This window comes from Mucilaginibacter sp. BGA-UO-ETr-C110 (assembly GCF_059567985.1).
Map to the genome: position 1 here is coordinate 1,011,967 of NZ_JCAQPB010000002.1, position 25,016 is coordinate 1,036,982.

Consider the following 25,016-nt stretch of genomic DNA (forward strand, 5'->3'; position numbering starts at 1 on the left):
AAAACATTTAGTTTATCCGCGGTCTTGGGGTTGTATGTATTTTTCCAGATCGCCTAAGTCATTTCTGGTTTTTGGTAAACTACCCGGATAGTTTTGCTGTATAAAGGTGATCAGATTTTCGCGAATGTAACAACTCAGGTCAAATGCGTCAGAAGATGTACGCGAACTCATGAGTACCCTGATCTCGATAACGCGCTCTTTTACATCGGTTACCTGTACTACTTTTACCCGTTTATCCCATAAGGGTGTTTTTACGATCAATCGTTCAAACTCATCTCTGATAGCATTTATCGGTACGGTATGATCCATATATAAGAACACGGTGCCCAATATATCGGCAGATGTACGCGTCCAGTTTTGAAAGGGCTTTTGTATAAAATAGTTAATAGGTAATATAAGCCGGCGTTCATCCCATATTTTTAAAACAACATAGGTAAGCGTAATTTCTTCCACACGGCCCCATTCGCCTTCAACCACCAGTACATCATCAATACGTATGGGTTGCGTAAACGCGATCTGGAAACCGGCTAATAAATTGCCTAACGAGTTTTGAGCCGCAAAACCCACAATAATACCACCTATACCAACACCAGTTAACAACCCGGTACCAATCTTACGCATACTCTCAAAACTCAGCAGGATGATAGCTATGGTCACAAAAACAATAACCACCACCAAAAGCTTTCGCATAAACTGTATCTGTGTTCGTATTTTCCGCTCTTTTAAATTATCGGCTTTATTCAGATCATAAGTGTGATAGATATAATCTTCCAGTATCCTTACGGAGCGAACCAATATGCCTGCAAAGGAAATGGTTAGTAATATTTCGATGGTCTTATCGAGCGGAGCTACATAAATTTTATCCATCCGCATAAAGGGAATGAATAGGTTGAGCAGAAAAAGTGGAATAAAATAGGTAATAGCCCTGCCCAGGTTAATGATCACCGACCTGAAAAAAGAATAAGAGGTTTCTTTTTTGGCGTATACTTTGAAAAGGCTGGTGACTATAAACTTGATAATAAGTCCTACTAAAATAGCTATTACCGCAATGGCCAGATCCCATATGATGGAGGGGACGCGTTGCGATAACTCGAGCAAACCGGGTGGCAATTTATTTTCCATGTTTATAGCAGATGTGTTTATGAAATCTAACTTGAAAATAGTTAGAATGTAAAATTGTTTTAGCAATAACGCATGTAACAGGCCTTGGTACTTATATTTATAGAATTTTTGATAGTTTTGTTAAAAAAGTCAGGAATTGTGACCTGACTTTAGAATTATATAATAATTTATAGATCAAATGGCTGCAGGCAATGACCATCAGGATATAAAGCGGGAAAAAATCTTAGACGCTTCCCATCAACGGTTTTTACATTATGGTTATTCAAAAACTACCATGAATGAAATTGCCGGTGACCTGTCAATGTCAAAAGCATTGCTTTATTATTACTTTCCTGATAAAAGCCAGTTGTACATTGCAGTAATGCGTAAACTGGCCAATGATTACATCAAAAACCTGGAAGACAATATTGACACTTTTGCTAATTTAAAAGACGCTTTTGTTTTTCAGATAAATACCAATCACGATTTTATTGTAAGCAATTACAATTTCTTTGATTTTTTCAGACTTAATGAACAAAACCTTCCGGATACCATTTGGGAGATAGTGGAGCAGGTTCACCTTGCCGAACTGAATTTATTGAGCAGAGCCATCAAAACCGAAATAGAACGGGGGGCTATTAAACCTTTAGAAAATCCTGAGGAAATTGTTGATCTGTTATTGGATGCTTTGCATGGTATTAAAGTTAGCGCCGTATCGCAAAAGAAAATAAACTTCCCGCGTAAAGAACATCTGGAAGAAATACATACCAAAAGATTATTGCTGATAGATATTTTTATAAAAGGCTTGATGTATTAAGTCATCCGTAACTAATGAAGTTGATTTACTGTCAGTTATTAGTCAAAAGATAGATAAACAAACAATCACGAGAGTTATTATAGATAACTTTGAGTGTACAAATAATCAGGGCTATTTTAATTAATACCTTGCTTATTGAAAGATACTTCCTATTTAATAAGAGGTGATTGTTTTAGAGTGATTTAGCAGAATGGAGCATATCCATTCTGCTTTTTTGTGTTTAAATGATTCCAGATAAAGCTATTGCTGTTTTGTTCCCTCGTCATGGATAAGCTGATGTTGAAGTAATACGACCGATCGACCGTCAATCTGTATCGTATCTTCGGCTTTAAATGTTCGTGTTGCACCCTTATCAGCCGGGTTGGCCGTATCAATCAGGAGTTCCCAATCATAGGCGTATTCCTGGTGCGGCAGTTTATAACTCAAGGGTTCGTCATGGGCGTTAAAGATGATGTAAAAACTATCATCAACAACCTTGTCACCTTCTGCGTTAACGCTGTGCAAGCCTAATCCATTTAAAAATACGGCTACAGATTTGGCAAAATCATGGCTCCAGTTATCATCGTTCATTTCAGAACCATCGGGCAAAAACCAGGCTATATCGGCAATGCCGTCATCCTTAATAGATTGCCCGTTGAACCAGTTTTTACGCGAAAAGGCAGCATGTTCTTTTCGTAAACTAATGAGTTTGCGGGTGAATGTATATAGTTCTTTGTCCTGATTTTGCCAGTTTACCCATGAAATTTCATTATCCTGGCAGTAGGAGTTGTTATTTCCCTGCTGGGTTCTGCCTATTTCATCACCGGCAACAATCATCGGCACCCCCTGCGAAAGGAAAAGCGTTGTTAAAAAATTCCTTTTTTGCTTGGCACGTAAGTTATTAATGGCATTATCAACGGTTGGGCCTTCGACCCCGCAGTTCCATGACCGGTTATGGCTTTCTCCGTCGTTATTGTCCTCACCATTGGCTTCATTATGTTTTTCGTTGTATGACACCAGATCAGTTAGCGTAAAGCCATCATGAGCAGTAATAAAATTGATACTGGCGGTTGGTCTTCTGTATGATTTGTACAGGTCGGAACTGCCGGTTATACGGTTTGCAAATTCGGCCAGGGTGCTTTCAGCTCCGCTCCAGTAATCCCGGATGCAATCGCGGTATTTACCATTCCACTCGGCCCAGCCGGCGGGAAATTTACCAACCTGATACCCGCCTTCACCAAGATCCCAGGGCTCGGCAATTAACTTAACGCGTGATATGGTAGGGTCCTGGTGTATGATGTCAAAAAACGCGCTTAAACGGTTCACCTCATGCAGTTCGCGGGCTAGGGTAGCCGCCAGATCAAAACGGAAGCCATCAACATGCATTTCTTCTATCCAGTAACGAAGGCTATCCATCATCAACCGCAACGCATTGGGTAAATTGGCATTCAGCGTGTTACCTGTGCCGGTATAGTCCATGTAATATCTTTTGTCGTCATCCACCAGGCGATAGTAGGATACATTATCTATCCCCCTGAATGATAAAGTAGGCCCCATATGGCTGCCTTCGCCGGTATGGTTATATACTACATCCAGAATAACCTCTATACCGGCCTTATGAAGCTCCTTAACCATGTTTTTAAATTCGGTAACCTGTTCGCCCAATACGCTGCATGAAGCATAACGTGCGTCTGGAGCAAAAAAGCCAATGGTATTATAGCCCCAGTAATTGGTCAATCCTTCATCAACAAGATGCCTGTCGGAAAGAAAATCGTGTACCGGCATTAATTCAATGGCCGTAATACCCAGGTCTTTTAAATAGGCAATAGCTACCGGGTGCGCCATACCCGCGTATGTTCCCCTGATGTTTTCAGGTATGCCGGGATGAAGCTTGGTGAACCCTTTTACATGAGCCTCATATATGATCGACCTGTAGTATGGGATATTGGGGCTTTTATCATCTCCCCAATCAAAATTATGATCAATTACTACGGATTTAGGTATAAAGGCGGCACTATTTGTTTTGCTAAAACTAAGATCTTCTTCCGGGCTGCCAACTTCATATCCAAATAATGAGTCGTTCCAATTAATCGTTCCCGCAATAGCTTTTGCATATGGATCAACCAATAATTTGTTGGGGTTAAAACGATGACCTTTCTCGGGTTCATATGGCCCATATACCCGGAAACCATATAACTGTCCCGGTTTTAAATCTGGTATGTAAATGTGCCATATCAATTCGGAATATTCGGTGATGGGTATTTGTGCCGATTCTACCTCATCATGAACACCATTAAATAAACAAAGATCGACCCCGGTAGCATTTTCAGAATAAAGTGTAAAGTTAACTCCTTCGCCATCCCAGATAGCACCAAGTGGAAATGGTTTTCCGGGATATGTTACTATTTTCATAAGTGTATTTAGCTGTCAGTACTTTCAAATTGAAATTAAAGAAAATTGTTTTAAGCATAGCCATGTTTCCCGGTATTAAACATGATTGTGTAAAAACAGCGTCAAAGTATTACTTTATTTTTAAATAACTTAATTAGTAATTGATTGTTAATATTGGGCTATGTAAATTTGTTTATCTATACCAATAAACCTATGAACAAGAAAATATTTATTGTGGAGGACGATGCCGATCTGTCCGAAGCTATACAACTAATTCTGCGGGAGGAGGGTTACGATACCGCTGCTTCCCTGGATAAAAATTCAATAAAGGGAGTCATATTACACATGCCCGACCTGGTACTGGTTGATAACAGGCTAAAAGATGGCTTTGGCAGTGAGTTATGCGTGTCTATCAAAAATCATCCTTTAACCAGTCATATCCCGGTGGTGTTGATATCAGGATGGGCAAATCTGGCAGATACTGCCCGTGATTGCGGGGCGGATGCTTACCTGAGTAAACCCTTTGAAATGACCCAACTGATTGAAGCAGTAGATAAACATCTGAAACATTTGGTTTAATTATTGATTAAATAAGATGGATGTTTGGCGATCAAAATTGATCGCTTTTTATAGCCTGTAATTTGTAATGGTCATAGCTTTTTAGCTCTATCAAGTTGGCAGCTTCGTCTACAGTCCGTTGCATTTCTTTTAGGAAGCTTTTAAATATCTTTTCTTTCCAGGGCAGTTGAAGCAATAACCGCAGCATGGTTGTTTGCAACCATAATTGACTTTTTGATTTAGCCACCATTTCTTTTAAAACGGTTACCCCTAACTGCTGATTAGCTTTCACAAACCATCTCATTTGACTCTCGTAATTGGCAAATGCTACCTGATGATTACCGGGTGAGGCCGCGAGTTCGCCAGCTAATATATAAGCGCCAACCAAGGCGAGGCTGCTACCTTGACCAGAAGCGGGCGAAGGACAATAACCGGCATCGCCAAGTAATACTACCCGGCCATTGGACAAACTTTCCATTTTTACCTGGCTTATGGCGTCGAAGTAAAAGTCGGGCGTATCATGAATAGCATCCAGGATTTTGGCGATGGCTGGTCCTTCATGCTTAAAATGATCAATCACCATTTGTTTTTGCCGGGCTATATCGCGATGATCATATTCCGTAGCTGGTGCAGCAAACATCAATAAGGCTTTGGCCTCCTGGCCCTTACCTGTGCTGTATATATTTACAATTTTACCTACAGCCGGGTAACTCAGCTCCCAGTGATCGAGGTTAAAATAGTTGGGAATGGTGAAAATGGATACAAAATATCCCAGATGATCAACAGATATCTTTTCCTTATCAAAAGCTAAGCCGCGCACATTTGATCGTAAACCATCGGCAGCAACAACCAGGTCAAAGTCACGTTGTTCGCCATCTTTAAGAGTAACCGTTACGCATTCATCGGTTTGTGTTATGGCTGTAATAACATCATCAAAAATATACTCCGTTTGCTCTTTTGTTTCGTCATAAAGTATGCCCGAGAGTTCGCCCCGCATAATCTCTATGTCGGTATCCTGCCGCATGCCAAATATATTGGGATCATTCAGGTCGGCATATCGTTTCCCGTTGGCATCTATCATGGATGAACCGCGCATGGCCGTATTTAATTCCTTCACCTGGTTTAAAATACCCATACGTTGAGCTACATCTGTAGCCACCCCGCGAAGGTCGATGCGATAACCTCCTTTACGCAGTTCAGGCGCCTTTTCAATAACGGTAACATTAAACCCATATTGGTTTAGCCAATAGGCCAGGGCAGGGCCGGCTATGCTTGCGCCTGATATTAAAATATTCCTGTTGTTTAAGTCGTTGTTCATCATAGGTCGTCAAATAACATTCAAATATGATGAGGGGGATGTAGCTTTTTTTAATGGATTTCGGTCAAATACCCTAAATTATCGGTGAATACGGGGAAAGTTAAATTGAAATTATTTAAACAGCGATGACTTTATAATCACGATGGTTTTATAGGTTTGTTACCACAATGGAAAAACAAGATCATTTATGGATGCAGATTGATAAGGAATTGAAAGACTCCTTTGCCATCAATTATTTGCACGATCATGTTTTTGAAACCTCAACTGTTTGCAGGATCAATTATCACCGCGTTTTTATACTTAAACAAGGAAGCGGTGCCCTCCGGATAGATGACAATGTTTATCCAATCTCAGGTAGCGAATTGTTTTTATTGGCAAAAGGTCAGTTCTATTCTTTTGAGGAAGGAGCTACTATAACCGGCTACGAGCTTTCTTTCGGTGATTGTTTTTGGGAAAAGGCGCCAGATAGTGCCAGCAATTGTAAGGCGGTGATGTTTAATAATGCCGCGGCCAACCAGCAACTGCCCTTGAGTAGCGCTGATCATTCAGAATTGAATCTCCTGTTTCATACCCTTTACCTGGAATTTTTAAAAGATGATTATCCTAATAAGCTGGATGCCATGGCCGCTTATTTAAAGATCATCATGATCAAGATAGCCAATGTGAACGCTTCACTTGCCCGTGGCTACGATAGTTATGAAAATCAGGTTTACCGGCAATACCTGGAGCTGGTGAGCAGCCAATATCAAAGTACGCATGAGGTTGCCGATTTTGCCCGTCAATTGGGGATCCCGGCGCGTAAACTGTCTGATCTGTGCAGGCGTTGCAGTGGTAAAGGTGCTAAGGATATTATTAACGGACAGATCATTGCCGAAGCCAAACGCTCCCTACAATTCTCGTCCAAACCGGTTAAGGAGATAGCCTATCATCTTAACTTTTCAACACCCGACCAGTTCAGTCACTTTTTTAAGAAAAACACGCTGATATCACCCAACGATTACCGCGATCGCTTTGTAAATATTGGCATGTGATCAGCCGTTTTTAACATTTACCGGGACACATAGCACAGCTAATTTTGCTGATATAAAATCAACAAAATATGTCTGTAAATAAAATAAAAACAATTGCCGGGATAAGCATCCCAGATAGTACTATCGCCACCCAGGCCACCGAGCTTTTATTAGAGCATGGTACCGAATTTATCTATAACCATTCGCTCAGGGTATTCCTTTTTTCATCGCTGAATGGAAAACGCAATAACTTACCGTATGATGCCGAACTGTTATACGTGAGCTCGGTATTTCACGACCTGGGTTTAACCAAACATTATAGCAGCCCCGATCTGCGTTTTGAGGTGGACGGCGCCAATGCCGCCCGCGATTTTCTGAAAAGTCATGGACTGCCCAAGGAATCCTTACAACTGGTTTGGGATACCATCGCCCTGCACACCACCATCGGCATTGCTGAGCACAAAGAACCTGAGGTAGCCCTGATGTATTCGGGGGTAGGTCTGGATGTCATGGGTGAGGGTTATGAAAACCTGAGCACTGAAAACAGGGAAGAGATCATCCATGCCTTTCCGCGTAATGATTTCAAGAAGAATATTATCCCTACTTTCTTCAGCGGTTTTGAGCATAAAACAGAAACTACCTTTGGCAATATCAAAGCCGACGTATGTGCCTTCATGATCCCGAACTTTCACCGCAAGAATTTCTGCGACTGTATTTTGCATTCGCCTTGGAGTGAGTAAGTTTTTTGTGATCGAATGTCATTTCGAACGATAGTGAGAAATCTTTTGCAAGCGATGAGCCAGGCGCAAAAGATTTCTCCTCGTTCCTCGTTCGAAATGACATTTCTCTCTTCACCATTAATCATATTTTAATAAAATATTTATTCCCGGTTATAGTTTTGTGCTATACCCCGCTTCGCAAACCTGTTAAAACCTGGATAATGAATCTACCTGTATTAATTCTAAAAAGAGTTTGTGGCTGTGCTATGGTAACAGCCCTGTTATGTATCTGCCTGCTCAGTAAGGCTGCCACGCCGCCTGACGGCGGCGATTATCAATTCGACAAAAAAATATCGCGTAAGGTATTGGAAAACTATCTCGATCGTTCCATCACCATGCAAAGCCTGTTGGTGGGTAAAGGTAACTTTGACGATAACCTGCGCATGATCAAAAATATCGGCGCGAAGTTTATCGGCCGGGCTGTTTGCCAGTGGGGCGAGGAAGATGAGATCACCCAGAACCTGGTAAAAGAAAAAGAACTGGCCGCAAAGGTACATGCAGCCGACGCCGACATTATTTTACAAGCCTGCATCTTCGAGATCGTAACTCCCAAAGTAGAACAACTGACCATACCCGCATGGGCATTTGAAGCTTTGGGCATACCGGTACAAAAACGAAATTTTAGCTATGTCGATATGCTTTACCCCGATGGCAAGTTTAAAAATCAATGGGGCAGGGGCTCCGTACCCGATGTAAGCAGGACCGAAACCAAATTATTCTTTTACTTTCTGGCAAAATCATATATCGACGCGGGTATCGAAGGGATCCATTTTGGACAGGTAGAGCTGATGAATAAAAACGATTCTAACCTGGATAATTACGCGCAGATCCTGGCCCTGATCCGCGCTTATGCCAACAAACATGCCCGCAGGCATATGATCATTTGTGATTCGCACGTACCCAGCGGAGGTTTTGTACGCAACGGCAAGCTCTTGATGGATGTCCATGCCTTTCCGCTCCGCATTATGGAAACTCCGGGTAAGCCCGAGGAGGCTACGCTACAGGCTGGTCATACAGATGCACTTTACCTGCGCAGCAAGGGCGGTATTACGCCCAGCGGCTGGACCTGCGAACACCTGCCATACCTGGTGGAGTTTGATAACTATGGGGTGAGTAAAAAGCCAGGCGTAGAAAATGCGGGCGACATCCCTTTTTGGGTTTGGGGTTATGATGAGATCAGCTGGTTTGCTCATCAGGATAAAGCCTACCGTACCCAATGGTTGCATTATGCGTACGACTGGCTAAAGAAAACCGATCCGAACGGTCACCTGGAAATGCCAGGCGGCAGGCAAACCACATCGCCTATTGATAAAAAACGCTGGTACTATGCCAATAACCCGAGCGCCGAAGTACCCGATGGGCACGGTGATGAGGATACTATACGGGATATTTGGGTTAAAGGCAAATAAGATAAAAAGGCTGTCATGCTGAGCACCGTCGAAGCATGGTGGGGAGGCCTCTGCGCTCTACCCTTCGACGAAGCTCAGGGTGACAGACCCTTCTTTGCTTCTCTACAAAAACAAAACGGTCTGATAAGTTTTGCCTACCCGACCGTTTGCATGTCCCGGTTTGAAGAATTGTTATGATCTGAAGATCATCCTTAACGATTGATCTTTTGACATATAGGCAGTACCCCAGTTATACAGGGTTTTTAATTTATTACGATAGTTGACCAATGATATCAGGTGGATAAACAACCACATGAACAGGGCCATGATGCCCCCAATGTGCAACTTGTTCTTAAACAGATCGACCACGGCCTTGTTACGACCGATAATGGCCATATCGCCTTTGTCAAAGTAGTTAAATGCGCTTAAAGGCTTGGCTTTTTGCATGGCTATAAAGTTTTTAGCCAGGTTACGGCCCTGTTGTATAGCTACCTGCGCCAGTTGCGGGTGACCTTTAGGATAACGCTCGTCCGTTATCTGTACGCTGGCATCGCCAATGGCGTATACATTTTCCAGATCTGTTACCTTGTTAAATTCATCGGTGATCATCCTGCGGCCAACGCCCAGGCTACTTTCCGGTATGCCTTCAAAAGTATTGGCGGTAATACCGGCAGCCCATATCAACGTTCCAGCCTCAATGGTTTCGCCGGTTGACAGGGTAACCGCATGTTTATCATAATCCTTAACCTGTGTGTTCAGTTTTACTTTTACACCCAGGTCTGAAAGTACCTTATAAGCTTCCTGGTGTGTTTTTTCGCTCATGGGGCCCAGCAGGTTCTTGCCGCCATCAACAATGTAAATACCACCCGGAGTTCCCTTCAATTCGGGATAATCCTTTAAAAAAATGTTCTTTTTCATTTCGGCCAGCATCCCGGCAATTTCCACCCCGGTAGGGCCACCGCCTGCAACTACAATGGTCAACAGTTTTTTCCGTTCGGCCAGGTCTTTAGTCATGGCGGCCTGTTCCATGGTTTGCAGTAAAGCATTACGCATGTGCAGGGCGTCGTCAATGGTTTTCATAGGGATAGCGTTCTTTTGAACATTTTCCATCCCAAAAAAGTTTATTCTGGCACCTGATGCAAACACCAGGTAATCATATTTCAGTTCTTCGTTGGTTAAGTGTACAGTTTGTGATGCAGGGTCGATCTTGACTACTTCGGCCATGCGGTAACTGATCCGTTTATTACGAAACATTTTACGGAAAGGGTAACTGATATCTGATGGGTCCAAAAAGCTTGTTGCCACCTGGTAAAGCAGGGGAGGGAAGTAGTTATAATTGTTTTTATCAAGCAAAATAACCTCGTAATTTTTGTTTTTGGCTACTTGTTCGGCCAGGTTTATCCCGGCAAATCCACCTCCAACAATAACAATTTTTTTAGCAGTGTTTTGGACATTGTCCGTGCCTGCAGGTATAGTTTTAGGAGTGCTCATTTTATCAATTATTTGATAGTGTATTTTATACACAAATATACCTCTATTTTTACCGGATGTATCTGCTTTTGAGCACTAACTTGGGCTGATATGAAAGTATTTACAATAGGATGATTAAGTGTGTATTTTATACACTAAGTGTAAGGAAAAAAGGTGATAGCTCATGAAAAGACAGTCGTACAAACAGGGTGTCATGGTGAGCTTCGTCGAACCATGGTGGGCAGGCCTCTACGCTCCACCCTTCGACGGAGCTCAGGGTGACACCTCCTTTTTTTAGCCTATGGTCGGTGTTATCACCGCACCATACATTCCGTCCCCTTAGGGTCTCCTGAAAGGGACCCTAAGGATGTTTTATTGCCGCTCTACGAGAGACCCTGAGGGGGAGAGAAGTACTGTATAGAAAACGCAAAACTACCTGGAAGAAGTATTAAATATTGTGTTATTTATCAGATAAATGAATATGATATTTAATTCTCTGCATAATGAATCATACAATAATATTTATGAAAAATTATTATTACCTTGATGCAACTATTAACGTAAAAAAATAAAAACCATGAAAAGAATTAAGCTTACATTATTGACACTGACCTTAGTGATTGGTATCTGCGGAGCATTTGCATTCAAAACCCCGGTTCATCATGAAAAGAAGTTTTTAGCATTGTATTGGTATCAGGTTAATATATCTGGTGAAACAGTGGGTTCGCATCTTTTTAGCGATGCTGTTACCAAGGCTATGGCTATAGCAGCACAAGATTGTAAAGATTCCCCAAATCAGCCGGTGTGTCTGTATGGTGATACAAACCCTGATGTTCCAAGTGGCACACCTATAGGTACACCTAACTCTGGCCACGTTATTCTAAAAAGCAATTAATAGCAAAGGATAGACATCTTTTAAGAGAATAGAATATTTAAATACTTATAAAACCCGGGATACATAGTGTCCCGGGTTTTATTATATCACCTCGATAATAAGGGTCGCTTCGTTCTGATCTATACTCAAGGGGATAGCCTCCAGGCCCGGTACAAAGTTGAACACCCTGCCTTTATTGGTGGTAGGCATGGCTATAAACTTATCGGTTGATGCTATTTGTAAAGTGGCTTTTTCTTTGTTTATGCGGATCAGTTTTTCTTCGAGCACGAACTTCTCCGTTGATCTGGAAACTACAGGTAAAATGATCCTGGTCTGGCCATCATAACTGCTTTTCTCGATATTGTATTTGATGATCACCCGCTCGCCGGCAAACTGGTAAGTTATCTGGCAGTTAACTTCACCATTTGGTGGGTTTTGCTGATTTTTGTCGACCAGTTTTGATTGTGTTTTGATAACCTCCTGTCCGCTGATGTCTCCGCGTGTTATCTGAGCTCCCAGATCGTTGATATTCATAAACACCGATTCACCTACCCGGAGCTCAATGCGTGGCGTTAGCGGCATGGATAGCGGGTCTGTATCGGGTTGCATATTATCAGCCTCAAACAATTGATACTGGTTCATGCTGCCGGCAAATATAGGACCTGTTTTTGGATGCCAAAGCATGGTGAGGGCACCGCCTGTGGCGTGTCCGTTTTTGGTTTCCTTATATTCCCTGTCGTACCCGGTGATCGTGGCCCTGAATTTTCCTTTGGCTACCAGCCATGTTTGTATATCGCTAAAAGCCCTGATGCCATAGGTTTCTTCGCGGGGGAGTTTGATGCTATCGACATTTACTTTCGCCGGCTGATGATCGTGTTCCAATATGGTGGTCAAAGCTTTGATATGACAAAAGGTATGGTGCACGCAAACCGGTACTTCGTGCGATATATAATGCGGCCCACCATACAGTAAATTATCCTTGGTGCATTCCTGCAGTAATTGGGTGTTCCGCAGTGCCACTTTATAAAACCTCGGGTCGCGGTCGGCCATTAGCGTGTAGGCTGCCTGGCAACCATCGCTGGTACGGCTGCCCCAATAGGTCCATTTATAATTACGTGTACCCCAGCTGTTATCCCATCCGCCATCGGGCAGCATAAACTCCATATGGGTGCGTAAACTGTGGGTTACCGCGTCCAATACTTCCTCGTCCTTTGTCAATAAGCCATAAAGCACCAACGAAGGCAATGATTCTTCTACATTATAGCCCAGGTCGACAGAAAAACATCCCTTGGGACTTGCTTTGCTGTTAGGGCCGCCTTCGCCATAGATGAAACCATCTTTAGGCGTGATATATTTTAAAGCGGTGTGTGCAAACTCCCGGCCTTTATCTTTATACTTCGGGATATCCAGCATAGTGCCTATCAGTGATAGCGCGTAGGAGGCGGTAATAGGATAGTTAACATTGCCATACTCCATGGAAAAGTTAGTGTAAACATAGTCGGCCGCCTTTTGCAGGCGGTCAGTAAGCTCGGTTTTAAAGTTCTTATCCATGATGGAGCCATGGTTTTTCAGCGTCTCAGCCAGTGCTATTGACGAAAACACGGTAGTACCTTTCCAGGAGCCTTTCACGGGTTCATTTAACCAGGAACCATCGGGCTGGCTTACCCGGGTTTTCATCCAATTATAAAGCAATGCCGCGGCATCTGTGTATTTGGAATCGCCGGTTTTTTGGGCCAGATGGTAGAAGGGGTAAATAGCATCACTGCCACGGCCATGAACCGCTTTGTTGGCCGGGCAATATAAGCCGCCATAATTATCGGTATTTGATTTATCCAGAACCTGCAGCGCCAGCAAACCTTTAGCCCATTGCCCTAATAACTGATCGCTCAAGGCATACAGATCATCAGTAACAGGAGGAACGGTTAAGGCGAAGGCATTTGTCAATGGCGATACGCTGATCAACCCAGCCGTTCCAATGGCAGTGGTTTTAATGAAACTTCTTCTGGATAATATCATGGTTATAACAGGTATGGGTCACAAATGTAATTGATAGATGATTAGGGATTAAAAAAATCAACTACAACGATGTAATAGCCTGTTTTGCCATGCCGGGGCTGTTATTTTCTTCGCCAGTTTAAGCGTCCACGCTCACCTACTGTGTATTTAAGCGTCCACACTTAAATAGGCGGAGGGATTCAAAGTACCGTAGGTACATAATGTCGGTAGAAAAGGGTATAACAAAATAAGCGTGCCTTAGGTACGCAACAAGTTACGCACCTAAGGAGCGAATATCAAGGTCAATATGTTTGCTACCGACATTTCACCCCGATGGGGTTGAGCGTCCACGCTCGCCTATCAAATATTTAAATAGGCGAGGTGGTTATTTGCCCTGATGATACCCGATGATCCACAGAAAATCTCCCGCCGCCACTAATAACAAGTGACACGGCCAGACCGATCATCAGCAGATCGAACTCAAAACCTTCAAAGCCCTTTGGGTTCGCGCCAAACCAATCCATAAAAAAGCCGGCCTGCCAATGGTGGGTAATGATAATGCCGATAAACAGCGGGATGATCAGGGCGGCGACAATACGTGTTGCCCAGCCCAACAGCAATATCATAGAGCCGAAAAACTCGATCATGATCACGATAAAACCAATAAGCCAGGGCAGGTGCACCACGTCTGTAAAGTATTGCATAGTATTTGAAAAACCCATTCCTCCGAAAAGCCCCAATAGTTTCTGAGCGCCATGCGGTAATAATATAAAGCCCAAAGTAAGGCGACTGATAGTTGCGGGCCAGTTACCCGAGGTATTAAAAACTGTGTTTCTGATATTTTTCATGAAGCAAAATTCGGCACACCGAAAATGCTGTCTATGAAACTACATTCATAAATTGTCTCCGCCGTTATAGTTTTTTACGGCGGATCCTGCTTAAAAATTGGGGTGTTATACCCAGGTAAGAGGCTATCAGGTATTGGGGGATCCGTTGTTGTATGGTAGGGTAGCGCTTCAGGAAGATGTCATAACGCTGCTCGGCCGTAAAACTGATCGCTTCCATCACCCGTGATTGTGAGGCCACAAAGGCGTTTTGAAAAAGTATCCTGAAATATCTTTCCATAGCCGGTACCGCTATCAGCAGCTTGTCCAGCGCGTGTTTATCTATCTGCAAAAGCTCGGTATTTTCCAAAGCCGATATATAAAGCGTGGAAGGCTGCCCGGTTAAAAAGCTGTACAGATCACCGGCATACCAGTTTTCTACAGCCAAAAAACCGATATGCTCGGTACCCTGCTCATCAAGTGTGTATGCTTTTAGGCAGCCTTTCACAATAAAACTCTCGTACCGGCATATCTCGCCCGCCCGTATCAGATACCCATGTTTTTTGATGTGGGTGGTCTTAAAGTTGGAGAGTACAAGCCGGGCATCATCGGCAGAAAGATCTGCATGCTGATGGATATGTTGTAACAGGAGGTCGCTCATTAAATCAGAAATATTTATCTAAGAGGCTGTTTGAATTTAATTTTATAGAAATGTTATAACGAGTTTTAACGGTCAGAATTAGTAAATTACGGCAGTTTTTATAGCTGAAAACGGTCGATTATTAAGCCTGAAACGTCCATAAAGACCTTATCACATTTTTTAACAGCCTCTAAGATTTCCAGCAATTTATGTAATTATTTGCTATCGTGAATAATTTAGCGCCATTAAGCGCAGAAACACCCATAGCGATAACGTTAAACTTACCGAATAATAGCCTGGTTAGCTTAGAAAGCATGCTTACTGCTACTTAATTAGTGACAAAGTATTTTTAAATCAATATATTTAACTATCAAATATAAATCATGAAAAAAGCAGGCTTATTATTCATTTTCGCATTTTTGCTGAATTTTCACACGTTTGGGCAGGACCAAAAAGCTATGTTATACAGCAAAGACCCTCAGCTTGCCAAAAATAAGAAACTGGTTTATGATTTTTGGCGGGAGGTTCTTGAAGGCGGACATCTTGAGCTTGCAGCCAAATATCTGTTACCAACATACATTCAGCATAACCCCAATGTACCAACCGGGCGGCAGGGCTTTATTGATTTCTTTTCCAAATTTGCCAAACCTTTAGCTATAAAGGCAACCGTTAAAGCGCCGCTGATTTCCATAGTTGCCGAAGGTAACCTGGTTGTACTTAGCTTTAAAGATGAACATCCAGATCCGAAGGTTAAAGGCAAAAAATATATTACCACCTGGTTTGATATGCTACGTATCGAAAACGGAAAAATAGCCGAGCATTGGGACAGCGCACTTAAAAATTAACCACCCGAATCCTGATGTGATTAAAAGTATTGCCTTGCGCAACAAAACTGTGCAATCCTTAAGATAAAATAAGCTGCCTGATATTCCCGATTTTATGATACTGCTGGTGGAGGAGTAGCCTTTTTTAGCTTCCGTAATTTAACTATCTGATAGGTGACGCCCACGATATATAACAGGAACCAGATGCCGAGCCACATTTTTACCATAGGCGAGTCAGGACCGCTGGCCAAAGGCTGACTGATGGGTAACCGGGTGAGGGTTTCGACGGTAGCAGGTATCATCGAGAAAAAGAGCGTTAACGACAGCAGGATGATCTGTATATAATCGGCCGCTTTTCCAAAAAAAGGGATCGACCTGGCATAAACCGCGATGGGCAATATCACCAGGATAATAATACCAAGTGCGTGACCCGCAGAAGGGTGCCCTGTTTTCATGATCGGGAAGCCGGTAAGGCAGGTAATAATGGTTAAAATAACGTATAAGCGGCCCGCGCCTTCACCCGGATTTATTTTTCCATGGCGAAGTAAAGCTATAATGGCAGCAATGATGGCCAGCACACTGATAATGGTGTGGATGATCCCAAGTACAGAAAGGTGGTTCGGCATAATTTGATTTTTAAGGTTAACAGTTTCTGTATTAAATATAGGGAATTAGCTGTTAAGTAGGATAGAGGTACCTGGATAAATTATCTTATGAGTATCCCACAAATTTTGCTTATATTTATACAAACGGCAGCCCGGTTCTCTTTTTATAAGGGAACCGGGCTGTTTGGTTAAGGCCAAACAAGGCCCAAAATAGACTGATTTGTGTGTAGTTATTTGATAGTCAATTATTTAATACTTTTTAAAGTTTTCAAAATACCTCAAAACCGTATTGAAATTTGTTAAAAAGTGTTGAAATGAAGATTTTCGATAGTTTTTCAACTGTTTTTGCCCCGATTTCGGCCCGAAAAGTGTTAAAATTTGAGGTTTAAAAAGTTTTTGAGCGGATCGCTACTACGAAAAGGATCAGGTTAACATTCAGTTTAATTTATGTTAACAAGATAACAGTTTCTTTGGCGCAAATTAAAACAGGGGCTATATTGCACCGTCGTTTTATATCAACAATTTCCGCATGAATAATTTTACAAAAGCAGTTACCATTTTAGGGGCCTTAGCAATTACCGGGATAAGCGCCAACGCACAACAAACAAAAACCTATACCGTTGCCGACGCCCATTCGCACAATGATTATAAAAATAATATCCCCTTTTTGCGGGCATACGAAAAAGGTTTTGGATCCATAGAGGCTGATGTATATGCAGTTAACGGTCAGCTGATGGTGGCTCATGATAAAAAGGAGATCAGCGCCAAACGGTCGTTGAAAATTCTTTATATCGATCCGCTGATCGAAAAATTTAACCGTGACAGTCAGCGGAAACTCCGCCTACTGATCGAGATCAAGGAAGATCACAAAGCGGTATTGCCATTGGTGATCAAAGAGTTAAAACCGCTTGAAAAATATTTTTCCTATGAGGGGCACCCGGGACGTTTGTCTATCGTAATGACTGGCGCCGTACCGCCAGCTGCCGAAATGACTAACTACCCTGATTGGATCTCCTTTGATGTTGACCATATGGATGGCTTTAATGCCCGGCAATGGAAAAAGGTAGGGCTGGTCAGCTTTCCCTTCAGTAAATATCTGAAATGGAACGGTAAGGGCGTACTGAACAAAGAAGAGATCAGCAGAGTGAAAGCAGGTATAGACAGTGTGCATCAGGCCGGAAAAATGGTCCGTTTTTGGGAAACCCCTGATACTAAAAGCAGCTGGCTGGCCCTTGTCAGACTGGGTGTTGACGTGATTGGTACAGATAAAATAGAAGAGCTTGGTGATTTCCTGAATAAAAAGCCGCACAGCGAATATTTATCGCCGGCACCTTACGCCGTATACCATCCAACTTATAGTTCAGATGGGACACAAAAGAAGGTTAAAAACATTATTTTATGTATTGGCGATGGCATGGGCTTATCGCAGATCTATTCAACCTATACAGCTAACCGCGGGCAGCTGAATATATTCCAGATGCAAAATATAGGCTTTTCTATCACCTATTCGGCTGATGCTTATATCACCGATTCAGCTGCCGGAGGTACAGCTTTCGCTACCGGTCAAAAGACAGATGACCGCGCAGTAGGGGTTGATCCATCGGGCAAACCACTAAAATCATTGGCCGTTTATAGCGCCGAAGCCGGAAAGAAAACTGCCGACATTGTTGCCTGCGAATTAACCGATGCCACACCTGCGGTATTCTATGCGCATCAGTCAGAGCGTTCGAGCGCCGCAGCTATCGCCAATGATATGGTATCAACGCCAATTGATATTTTATTAGGTTCGGGCTATAAAGATTTTACAGAAAGGGTAAATGGCGAAACGCCGCTGGATAAAATGAAGCAAAAGGGCTATACCATTATTCGTGATTTTAATGAGTTTTTAAATTCACAGGCGCCTAAAATAGTGGCCCTGGTGGATGATAGTGTAACCCGGCCAAAAATGGAAGGCAGAGGAAATTACCTGCCCCTGGCTTTTAATAAAGTTACTACGGCGTTTAAAAATAGCCCACAGGGATTTTTTATGATGGTTGAAGGTTCGCAAATTGACCATGGTGGCCATAGCAATAACCTGAAACAGGTAATTACCGAAAACAGCGATTTTGACCAGGTAGTAGGTAATGCCCTGCGCTTTGCGGACGAAGATGGCGAAACACTGGTCATCGTAACCGCCGACCACGAAACGGGTGGCTTAACCCTGCTTGATGGCAATATTAAGAACGGATATGTTTGGGGAGACTTCAGCACGAATGACCACACCGGCACGCCGGTTCCTGTCTTTGCGTACGGCCCTCATGCCGGTGATTTCAGAGGAGTGTATCAGAATACCGAGATTTTTAACAAATTGTTGGCCCTGATCAAAGCTAAGTAAGCGTAAATCGGACACTTTCATAAACTCCGAACAAAAAGCGCCTTGAATGATTCATTTGGGGTGTTTTTTGTTTGTTTTATATAACTGGTTATTTACCTGCCCTTAACTTTCCGGAAACGTTTGCGCATTTTTAACTCAACTTCTTGTCCTTCTGTTCGCATTTATCTCTAATTTAGTTAACCAATTATAACCGTGAATAGCCCCTGATCATGCCCTCTGTTATCAGCAACAATGAGGTAATTGAAACAGCTGATTAAGCCCGGTTTTTACTGTAATGATTTGATAACGTTACAGTCGGTATTGATTAACCTTAAAAAACTAAGATTGATGCTTATGCCTGAAACAGTTTCTATAACAGCATTTCAAAATGGTGATATGGGAGCGTTCAATCACGTTTTTAACTTTTTTTATAAACGGGTCTGTTTCTTTGCTGCCGGAATTGTTAATGAAAACTTTGCTGAAGATATTGTTCAGGATGCTTTTGTAAAACTGTGGGAACGGCGAAGGAGTTTTAGTGATTTAAATTCTATAAAGGCTTTTTTATATCTAACCACAAAAAACAGTTGTATCAACTCTTACAAACATCAAAAGGTTGTTGACAAATTTGAAGGTGCGCAGGTAGATGTTATTGAAGAACCAAATGTCATACACCAACTCATTGAAGCAGAAGTGCTTGATGAGGTTCAGCAAGCGGTTCAACAATTATCCCCAGGCTACCGCAAGGTAATTTATCTGAGTTATTTTGAAGGGTTGAGTAATCAGGAAACAGCCGACTATCTACAGGTTTCTATCAATACCGTCAAAACCCAAAAAGTACGCAGTCTGCGTATTTTGCGCGAAATATTAAAACACTCGCCAACAGCTATAGCATTGTTGATACATAAAGTGCTGTGATTCACTATTAAAATATTGTGCGGTCTGGATAAGCAATTCTCTTTATTTAGTAGTATCCCGACTGCTTTGTTTATGGTTTACAGTGTAAACCCAGTTTAACGCGTTTTTTGAATTTAACTATCTCATTTTCAAATAAATGTATTTGTGTAAACCATGAAAAGTGTAAACCATGTAAACCCACTTTTGCTAAAATAGATATCTGGATCAGGCTTACATTTCCTAACCGAACTCACGTTTAATTTAATTTTTTTTTAAAGGCTGTCACCTGTTATGTATCCATAGGTGTTTGTATAGTAACCAATGGAAAAAACCGAACACGATATTTATGTTGCCGGGCTTATCGGCAAATTGTTGAATGGCGATATTTCGCCTGATGAACATCTGTGGTTAAAAAACTGGATAGATGAAAGTGAAGCTAATCAGACGCTTTTCAACAAGTTGACCAATCCTGAGTATCTGGAAAAACAACTTGACTATTGGAATACAATTGATAACAACAGCGCCTGGGAAAAACTACAGGGAAAGTTGGTTACAACAGAAACAACCCATCGGTTTAAATATAGGTCACTGCTGAAGTACGCTGCTGCTGTGGTATTGTTATTAACCGTTTCTATCTTAATATACCGGGGCAACGATAAATCCCCAAAAAAGCTGGTTAACAAAATAGCGCAGGAATCGATTAACCCGGGAAGCAATCATGCCATATTGATCCTTAATGATGGTCAAAAAGTAACGCTTAAGAAGCACGCAAAGATATCTCTGAATGAAAAAGATGGTACTGCTGTATCTAACCAAAACGATGTACTGACTTATAAGCAAAGTGCGGGCAGCGCCGATGCAGAGCAAAACCTCACCTACAATACAATCATGGTTCCGCGTGGCGGAGAATATCAGCTCATATTGGCCGATGGATCAAAGGTCTGGATGAATTCCGCGTCTACTTTAAAATACCCAACAGCTTTTTCAGGTAAGGAGCGAAAAGTCTATTTAACCGGCGAAGCCTATTTTGAGGTGGCCAAAAACGCGGCTATGCCATTTGTTGTAAAAACCAATAAGGCCGAAGTACAGGTTTTAGGCACCCACTTTAATGTAATGGCTTATGACGATGAGGCCAGCTGCAAGGCTACACTGTTAGAAGGTTCTGTGAGGGTGCAATCATCATCTGCCGTCAATGTGATCAAGCCGGGGCAGCAAGCGATAATCAACAACCTGGGGCAGCAAAAAGTAACCAGCGATATCAATATAGATGAGGAAATGGCCTGGAAAAACGGCTTCTTCCTATTTAAAGATGCCGGCATCAAAGGCATTATGCAACAGGCTGCACGATGGTATGACCTTGATGTAGTATATGAGGGTGATATTCCTGAAATTCAGTTTAGCGGCAAAATGTCGCGCAAGGTTGATTTTTATGGTTTCGTCAACATATTAAAGTATGCGGGCCTGCATTTTAATATCAAAGGAAAAACCGTAACGATAACTAAATAACAGATTAGTGTGTGAGAAGATTGATCTGTATATACAAGAGAACAATAACCAGTTATTCACTTAAATTAAAAACGATGAACGAACAAATACCTGCTGCACCTTAAGAAGTAGAGGGCTCATAATTACGATTATATACGCAGCCCGTTTCACACATTTTTAACGATGATAAAAACCGGAGAGTGCTGGAACACTCATCCGGTTGTATCTGGGCAAACCAATTATTGCTGACCGCATAATTGAAAATTCGAGTCTAACCCAAACTGTACAAAAGTATGAAATTCATTTCTAAGTCCATGCCGGGCAAGTGGCCGGCTATAACTAAATTTTTATTGGTTATGAAACTGATTGCCATTATAATGATTGCCTTTTTGACCAGTGTAAGCGCAAGAAGTTTGAGCCAAACTGTAACGCTTCATGAAAAAAATGTAAGCATCAAAACTGTCCTGGAATCTATTGAAAAGCAAAGCGGCTATCAACTGATCTTTGTAAACGTAAAACAGGATATATCACGCATCCACATTAAAAACATCGACCTGGAACACGTGAAGGTTGAAGATGCCTTAAATACCTGCTTTCGTGATCAACCCATCACGTATAAGATCATCCAGGGAACCATCGTGATCAAGCAAAGAGAGGCTGAGGTTAAAACAGATATAAAAGCCAGTATTGATGTTCAGGGTAAAGTTGTTGACGATAAAGGACAACCATTAATTGGGGTTAATGTAAAAGTAAAAGGATCTGCGACAGGTACTATCACCGATGTTCAGGGGCATTACGCTATAAAAGTACCTGATGAACAGGCCGTGCTGGTATTCTCTTATGTGAGTTTCGAAACACGGGAAATAACAGTCGGTAGCCAAACCGTGATCAATGTAACCTTGAAAGATGCTACCAATAACCTGAACGAAGTGATTGTTGTAGGATACGGAACTCAAAAGAAGGCTGATTTGACTGGTGCCGTGGCTACGGTTAGCGGTACTGAATTGAATAAAAGGGTAGCAACTGATCCAACTCAACTACTACAGGGGAAATTACCTGGCTTATCAGTAGTACAGGGATCAGGTGAGGCCGGTAATGAGGGTACAACCCTGCGGATAAGGGGTAATGGCACTTTTAGCGGTGCCGGTAATGCGCCATTTGTGATCATTGATGGTTTGCCGGGAAGCCTTACTGCGCTTGATCCGCAAAATATTGAATCGGTGACCGTGTTAAAAGATGCCGCATCGGCATCTATATATGGCACACGCGCGGCTAATGGTGTAATACTGGTTACAACCAAACAAGGTAAGGAGGGAAGGCTTCAGCTTTCTTATGACTATAATCTCGGGATAACGCGCCCGACTGCACTACCTAATAATCTGATCTATAATTCCGTGCAGTACATGACCTTATGGAACCAGGCTGCTACCAATTCAAATTATCCCAATAAATTTACTGATGCACAAATAGCGCTGTATCAAAATCCTTCGGATCCTAAATTATATCCTAATTATAATTGGCTGGATGCCATTTTCCGGACGGTTAATGTACAAACGCATCACATTGGCATAACCGGAGGTAGCAATGGCACAACGTTTAACGTAGGCTTGGGTTTTGTCGATCAGCCGGATATTATGCTGGGATACTATTACAAAAAATACAATCTACAGGTTAACCTGAATTCTAAATTAAATAAATGGGCAACATTTGGATCAAACATTACTTTAAACTATAGTGAACGGGGATATACCTCAAGGGGTAGCCAGGATCAATTCTTATCGGCATTATCTCAAACACCATTGTATGGTCCCATTTTACCTGACGGTAGCGGACGCTATACAAACTCGGTATTCCCCAGTGTTCAAACACCTAATAAAAACCCGATAGCCATTGCGCAAAACGCTATTAATAAACAAAACGATTATTATGTACAAAGCAGTTTCTACCTCAATATCCGTTTATTAAAAGGTTTGGAATGGCGTACTAACGCGGGTTTTAATTTCGACTTTAATAAAACCACCGATTTTAAACCTGTAATTAATCAGTATAACTGGTTTGCCAAGCCGACTGATGCTCCCGAGCGTACCCTTGATGTTAATGGCCAGGGTATTGATGTAACCGATAACAATACTTTCTATCCGATTGCTTACACTCAACTTACCTATAGCCGGTCGATCAACAACGAGCATAATTTTAAATTGCTGGCCGGTACACAGGTGGAGTATAATAAATCGCAAAATTTAGAAGGTATCCGGAATTTACCTTTTGCTACCAATACTTTACAGGAGATTGATGCAGGGCCGGTTGCTTCGCAATTAAATAACGGAACCAGTAATATTTACGCCTTGCACTCCTACTATGGCAGGTTTAACTATGATTATCAGGAAAAATATCTGTTAGAGGCCAATGCGCGGTTTGATGCATCTTCACGTTTTCCGGCAAACAATAGATGGGCATTTTTTCCATCGGTGTCTTTGGGTTGGGTAGTCACTAAAGAAAAATTCCTGTCTAATGTAAGCTGGTTAAATAACTTAAAGTTCCGGGCTTCATTAGGTAACCTGGGTAATCAGAATATTGGTAATTATCCGTACCAGGAGACCTATAATTTTAAGAGCTATTACAACACCAAAACCAGTTATGCTTATCCGTTTTCAGGCAGTACGGTTACTAGTGGGGTAGTTAATAATTCACTGACTAACCCAAATATCAAATGGGAAACAACCCGTGTATTTGACCTGGGTACAGATTTTGCCCTGCTTAACAACAAGCTCAGTTTTTCGTTAGATTGGTATAATAAGCTAACCTCAGGTATCCTGGAGAATGCCGCACCGCTTACCCCGTTATATTTTGGTCTTAGTGCACCCACCATTAATTATGGTAAAATGAAAAATACAGGCATTGAGGCATCTTTTCAGTATAATGATAGGTTTGGTAAGGTTGGTTTTACATTTGGCGGAACTATACAAGCTAATAAAAATACCCTGGTATCCTATGGCGCCCCGGCTATCAACACCGGAACCAACACCATTAACCAGGAGGGGCAGCCTTACGGAAGCTTTTATATGCTGAAATATGTGGGGATATTTCAATCCGCAGAGGAGATCGCCAATTCACCTAAACAGCAATATAACCCTCAACCCGGTTATATCAAATATGCCGATACCAATAACGACGGTAAGGTTGACGATAATGACCGTGTAATAGTACCCGGTGCTTACCCCAAATTTGATTATTCTTTTAATACGGGTGCTACCTGGAATAATTTTGATCTTACTGTTTTCTTTTATGGTTCTTACGGTCAAAAACTATATGTAAATGGTTGGGGTATACAACCATTTAACCAGGGTTCGCCGCCGCCAAGTGAATGGCTAAATGCCTGGACACCCACTAACCACAGTACAACCATGCCTATGGTTTATGTATTAGGCCAGGGTAATATCAGCAGTAACGCGAATACTGCATCAACCTATTATTTAAAGGATGCCTCTTTCCTGCGGTTAAAGAATGTTCAATTGGGATATAATCTACCGAAAAAATTTGCTAACCACCTGTTCATGTCTGGCTTGCGCATCTACTTTGCCGGAGATAACCTGTTTACGTTCACCAAGTTCCCGGGGCTTGATCCGGAACGCGTGGCTTCAAATACGAGGTTTGTTACGCACCCGCAAAACCAGGTGTATTCATTTGGGGTAAAGGCAACATTTTAAACTT

Annotated in this window: 19 protein-coding genes; 11 read left to right on the forward strand and 8 right to left on the reverse strand. The window is 42.1% G+C overall.

Translation table 11 applies throughout. The features are described from left to right. Window positions 1–12: 12 nt before the first annotated feature. A complete protein-coding gene (locus tag AC57BQ_RS05645) occupies window positions 13–1,122 on the reverse strand; it encodes a mechanosensitive ion channel family protein (RefSeq protein WP_496405336.1) in 1,110 nt (369 codons plus the stop codon). A gap of 274 nt (window positions 1,123–1,396) precedes the next feature. On the opposite strand from AC57BQ_RS05645, the gene AC57BQ_RS05650 reads away from it, so the two are divergent. After that, window positions 1,397–1,918, forward strand: a complete 522-nt coding sequence (locus AC57BQ_RS05650; RefSeq protein WP_496405337.1) for a TetR/AcrR family transcriptional regulator — start codon at window positions 1,397–1,399, stop codon at window positions 1,916–1,918. A gap of 240 nt (window positions 1,919–2,158) precedes the next feature. Here AC57BQ_RS05650 and glgX read toward each other — a convergent pair whose 3' ends face one another. Next, the gene (gene glgX / locus AC57BQ_RS05655) at window positions 2,159–4,309 is read right to left on the reverse strand and encodes a glycogen debranching protein GlgX (RefSeq protein WP_496405338.1); all 2,151 of its coding nucleotides are present in this window, start codon (window positions 4,307–4,309) and stop codon (window positions 2,159–2,161) included. 192 nt (window positions 4,310–4,501) lie between these two features. Between glgX and AC57BQ_RS05660 the strand changes: the two genes are divergently transcribed. After that, a complete protein-coding gene (locus AC57BQ_RS05660; protein ID WP_143013958.1) occupies window positions 4,502–4,867 on the forward strand; it encodes a response regulator transcription factor in 366 nt (121 codons plus the stop codon). A gap of 31 nt (window positions 4,868–4,898) precedes the next feature. Here the strand turns inward: AC57BQ_RS05660 and AC57BQ_RS05665 are convergent, their stop codons facing one another. Then, window positions 4,899–6,167, reverse strand: coding sequence for an FAD-dependent monooxygenase (locus AC57BQ_RS05665; protein WP_496405339.1), 1,269 nt, complete (start codon window positions 6,165–6,167; stop codon window positions 4,899–4,901). Between the two features lie 164 nt (window positions 6,168–6,331). Between AC57BQ_RS05665 and AC57BQ_RS05670 the strand changes: the two genes are divergently transcribed. From AC57BQ_RS05670 to AC57BQ_RS05680, 3 genes are all read left to right on the forward strand, one after another. Next, entirely contained in the window at window positions 6,332–7,195 is an 864-nt protein-coding gene (locus AC57BQ_RS05670; RefSeq protein ID WP_496405340.1) for a helix-turn-helix domain-containing protein, read from the forward strand. Window positions 7,196–7,263: 68 nt separating this feature from the next. Then, window positions 7,264–7,914, forward strand: a complete 651-nt coding sequence (locus AC57BQ_RS05675) for an HD domain-containing protein (RefSeq protein ID WP_496405341.1) — start codon at window positions 7,264–7,266, stop codon at window positions 7,912–7,914. A gap of 200 nt (window positions 7,915–8,114) precedes the next feature. Further along, a complete protein-coding gene (locus tag AC57BQ_RS05680) occupies window positions 8,115–9,362 on the forward strand; it encodes a hypothetical protein (protein ID WP_496405342.1) in 1,248 nt (415 codons plus the stop codon). Window positions 9,363–9,533: 171 nt separating this feature from the next. On the opposite strand, the gene AC57BQ_RS05685 is transcribed toward AC57BQ_RS05680, so the two are convergent. Beyond that, window positions 9,534–10,832, reverse strand: a complete 1,299-nt coding sequence (locus tag AC57BQ_RS05685; RefSeq protein WP_496405343.1) for an NAD(P)/FAD-dependent oxidoreductase — start codon at window positions 10,830–10,832, stop codon at window positions 9,534–9,536. A gap of 556 nt (window positions 10,833–11,388) precedes the next feature. Between AC57BQ_RS05685 and AC57BQ_RS05690 the strand changes: the two genes are divergently transcribed. Beyond that, window positions 11,389–11,706, forward strand: a complete 318-nt coding sequence (locus AC57BQ_RS05690; protein WP_496405344.1) for a hypothetical protein — start codon at window positions 11,389–11,391, stop codon at window positions 11,704–11,706. Between the two features lie 81 nt (window positions 11,707–11,787). Here AC57BQ_RS05690 and AC57BQ_RS05695 read toward each other — a convergent pair whose 3' ends face one another. From AC57BQ_RS05695 to AC57BQ_RS05705, 3 genes are all read right to left on the reverse strand, one after another. Beyond that, complete coding sequence (locus tag AC57BQ_RS05695; protein ID WP_496405345.1) at window positions 11,788–13,701, reverse strand: ulvan lysase-like protein; 1,914 nt, start codon at window positions 13,699–13,701, stop codon at window positions 11,788–11,790. A gap of 347 nt (window positions 13,702–14,048) precedes the next feature. Further along, window positions 14,049–14,528, reverse strand: a complete 480-nt coding sequence (locus AC57BQ_RS05700; protein ID WP_496405346.1) for a DoxX family protein — start codon at window positions 14,526–14,528, stop codon at window positions 14,049–14,051. A 64-nt stretch (window positions 14,529–14,592) separates the two neighbouring features. Beyond that, window positions 14,593–15,165: a Crp/Fnr family transcriptional regulator gene (locus AC57BQ_RS05705; RefSeq protein ID WP_496405347.1), complete on the reverse strand. Its 573-nt coding sequence runs from the start codon at window positions 15,163–15,165 to the stop codon at window positions 14,593–14,595. Window positions 15,166–15,527: 362 nt separating this feature from the next. Between AC57BQ_RS05705 and AC57BQ_RS05710 the strand changes: the two genes are divergently transcribed. Continuing rightward, a complete protein-coding gene (locus tag AC57BQ_RS05710; protein WP_496405348.1) occupies window positions 15,528–15,989 on the forward strand; it encodes a nuclear transport factor 2 family protein in 462 nt (153 codons plus the stop codon). A gap of 92 nt (window positions 15,990–16,081) precedes the next feature. Here AC57BQ_RS05710 and AC57BQ_RS05715 read toward each other — a convergent pair whose 3' ends face one another. Continuing rightward, window positions 16,082–16,594, reverse strand: coding sequence for a hypothetical protein (locus AC57BQ_RS05715; protein ID WP_496405349.1), 513 nt, complete (start codon window positions 16,592–16,594; stop codon window positions 16,082–16,084). A 508-nt stretch (window positions 16,595–17,102) separates the two neighbouring features. On the opposite strand from AC57BQ_RS05715, the gene AC57BQ_RS05720 reads away from it, so the two are divergent. The 4 genes from AC57BQ_RS05720 (at window position 17,103) to AC57BQ_RS05735 (ending at window position 25,012) form a co-directional block, all read left to right on the forward strand. Beyond that, window positions 17,103–18,947 carry an alkaline phosphatase gene (locus tag AC57BQ_RS05720; RefSeq protein ID WP_496405350.1) on the forward strand — a complete coding sequence of 615 codons (1,845 nt, stop codon included), beginning with the start codon at window positions 17,103–17,105 and terminating at the stop codon, window positions 18,945–18,947. A gap of 333 nt (window positions 18,948–19,280) precedes the next feature. Continuing rightward, window positions 19,281–19,841 carry an RNA polymerase sigma factor gene (locus AC57BQ_RS05725; protein WP_496405351.1) on the forward strand — a complete coding sequence of 187 codons (561 nt, stop codon included), beginning with the start codon at window positions 19,281–19,283 and terminating at the stop codon, window positions 19,839–19,841. 300 nt (window positions 19,842–20,141) lie between these two features. After that, window positions 20,142–21,326, forward strand: coding sequence for a FecR family protein (locus AC57BQ_RS05730; protein ID WP_496405352.1), 1,185 nt, complete (start codon window positions 20,142–20,144; stop codon window positions 21,324–21,326). 272 nt (window positions 21,327–21,598) lie between these two features. Beyond that, on the forward strand, window positions 21,599–25,012 hold the full coding sequence (locus tag AC57BQ_RS05735) for a SusC/RagA family TonB-linked outer membrane protein (RefSeq protein WP_496405353.1): 3,414 nt from the start codon (window positions 21,599–21,601) through the stop codon (window positions 25,010–25,012). The last annotated feature ends 4 nt before the right edge of the window (window positions 25,013–25,016 follow it).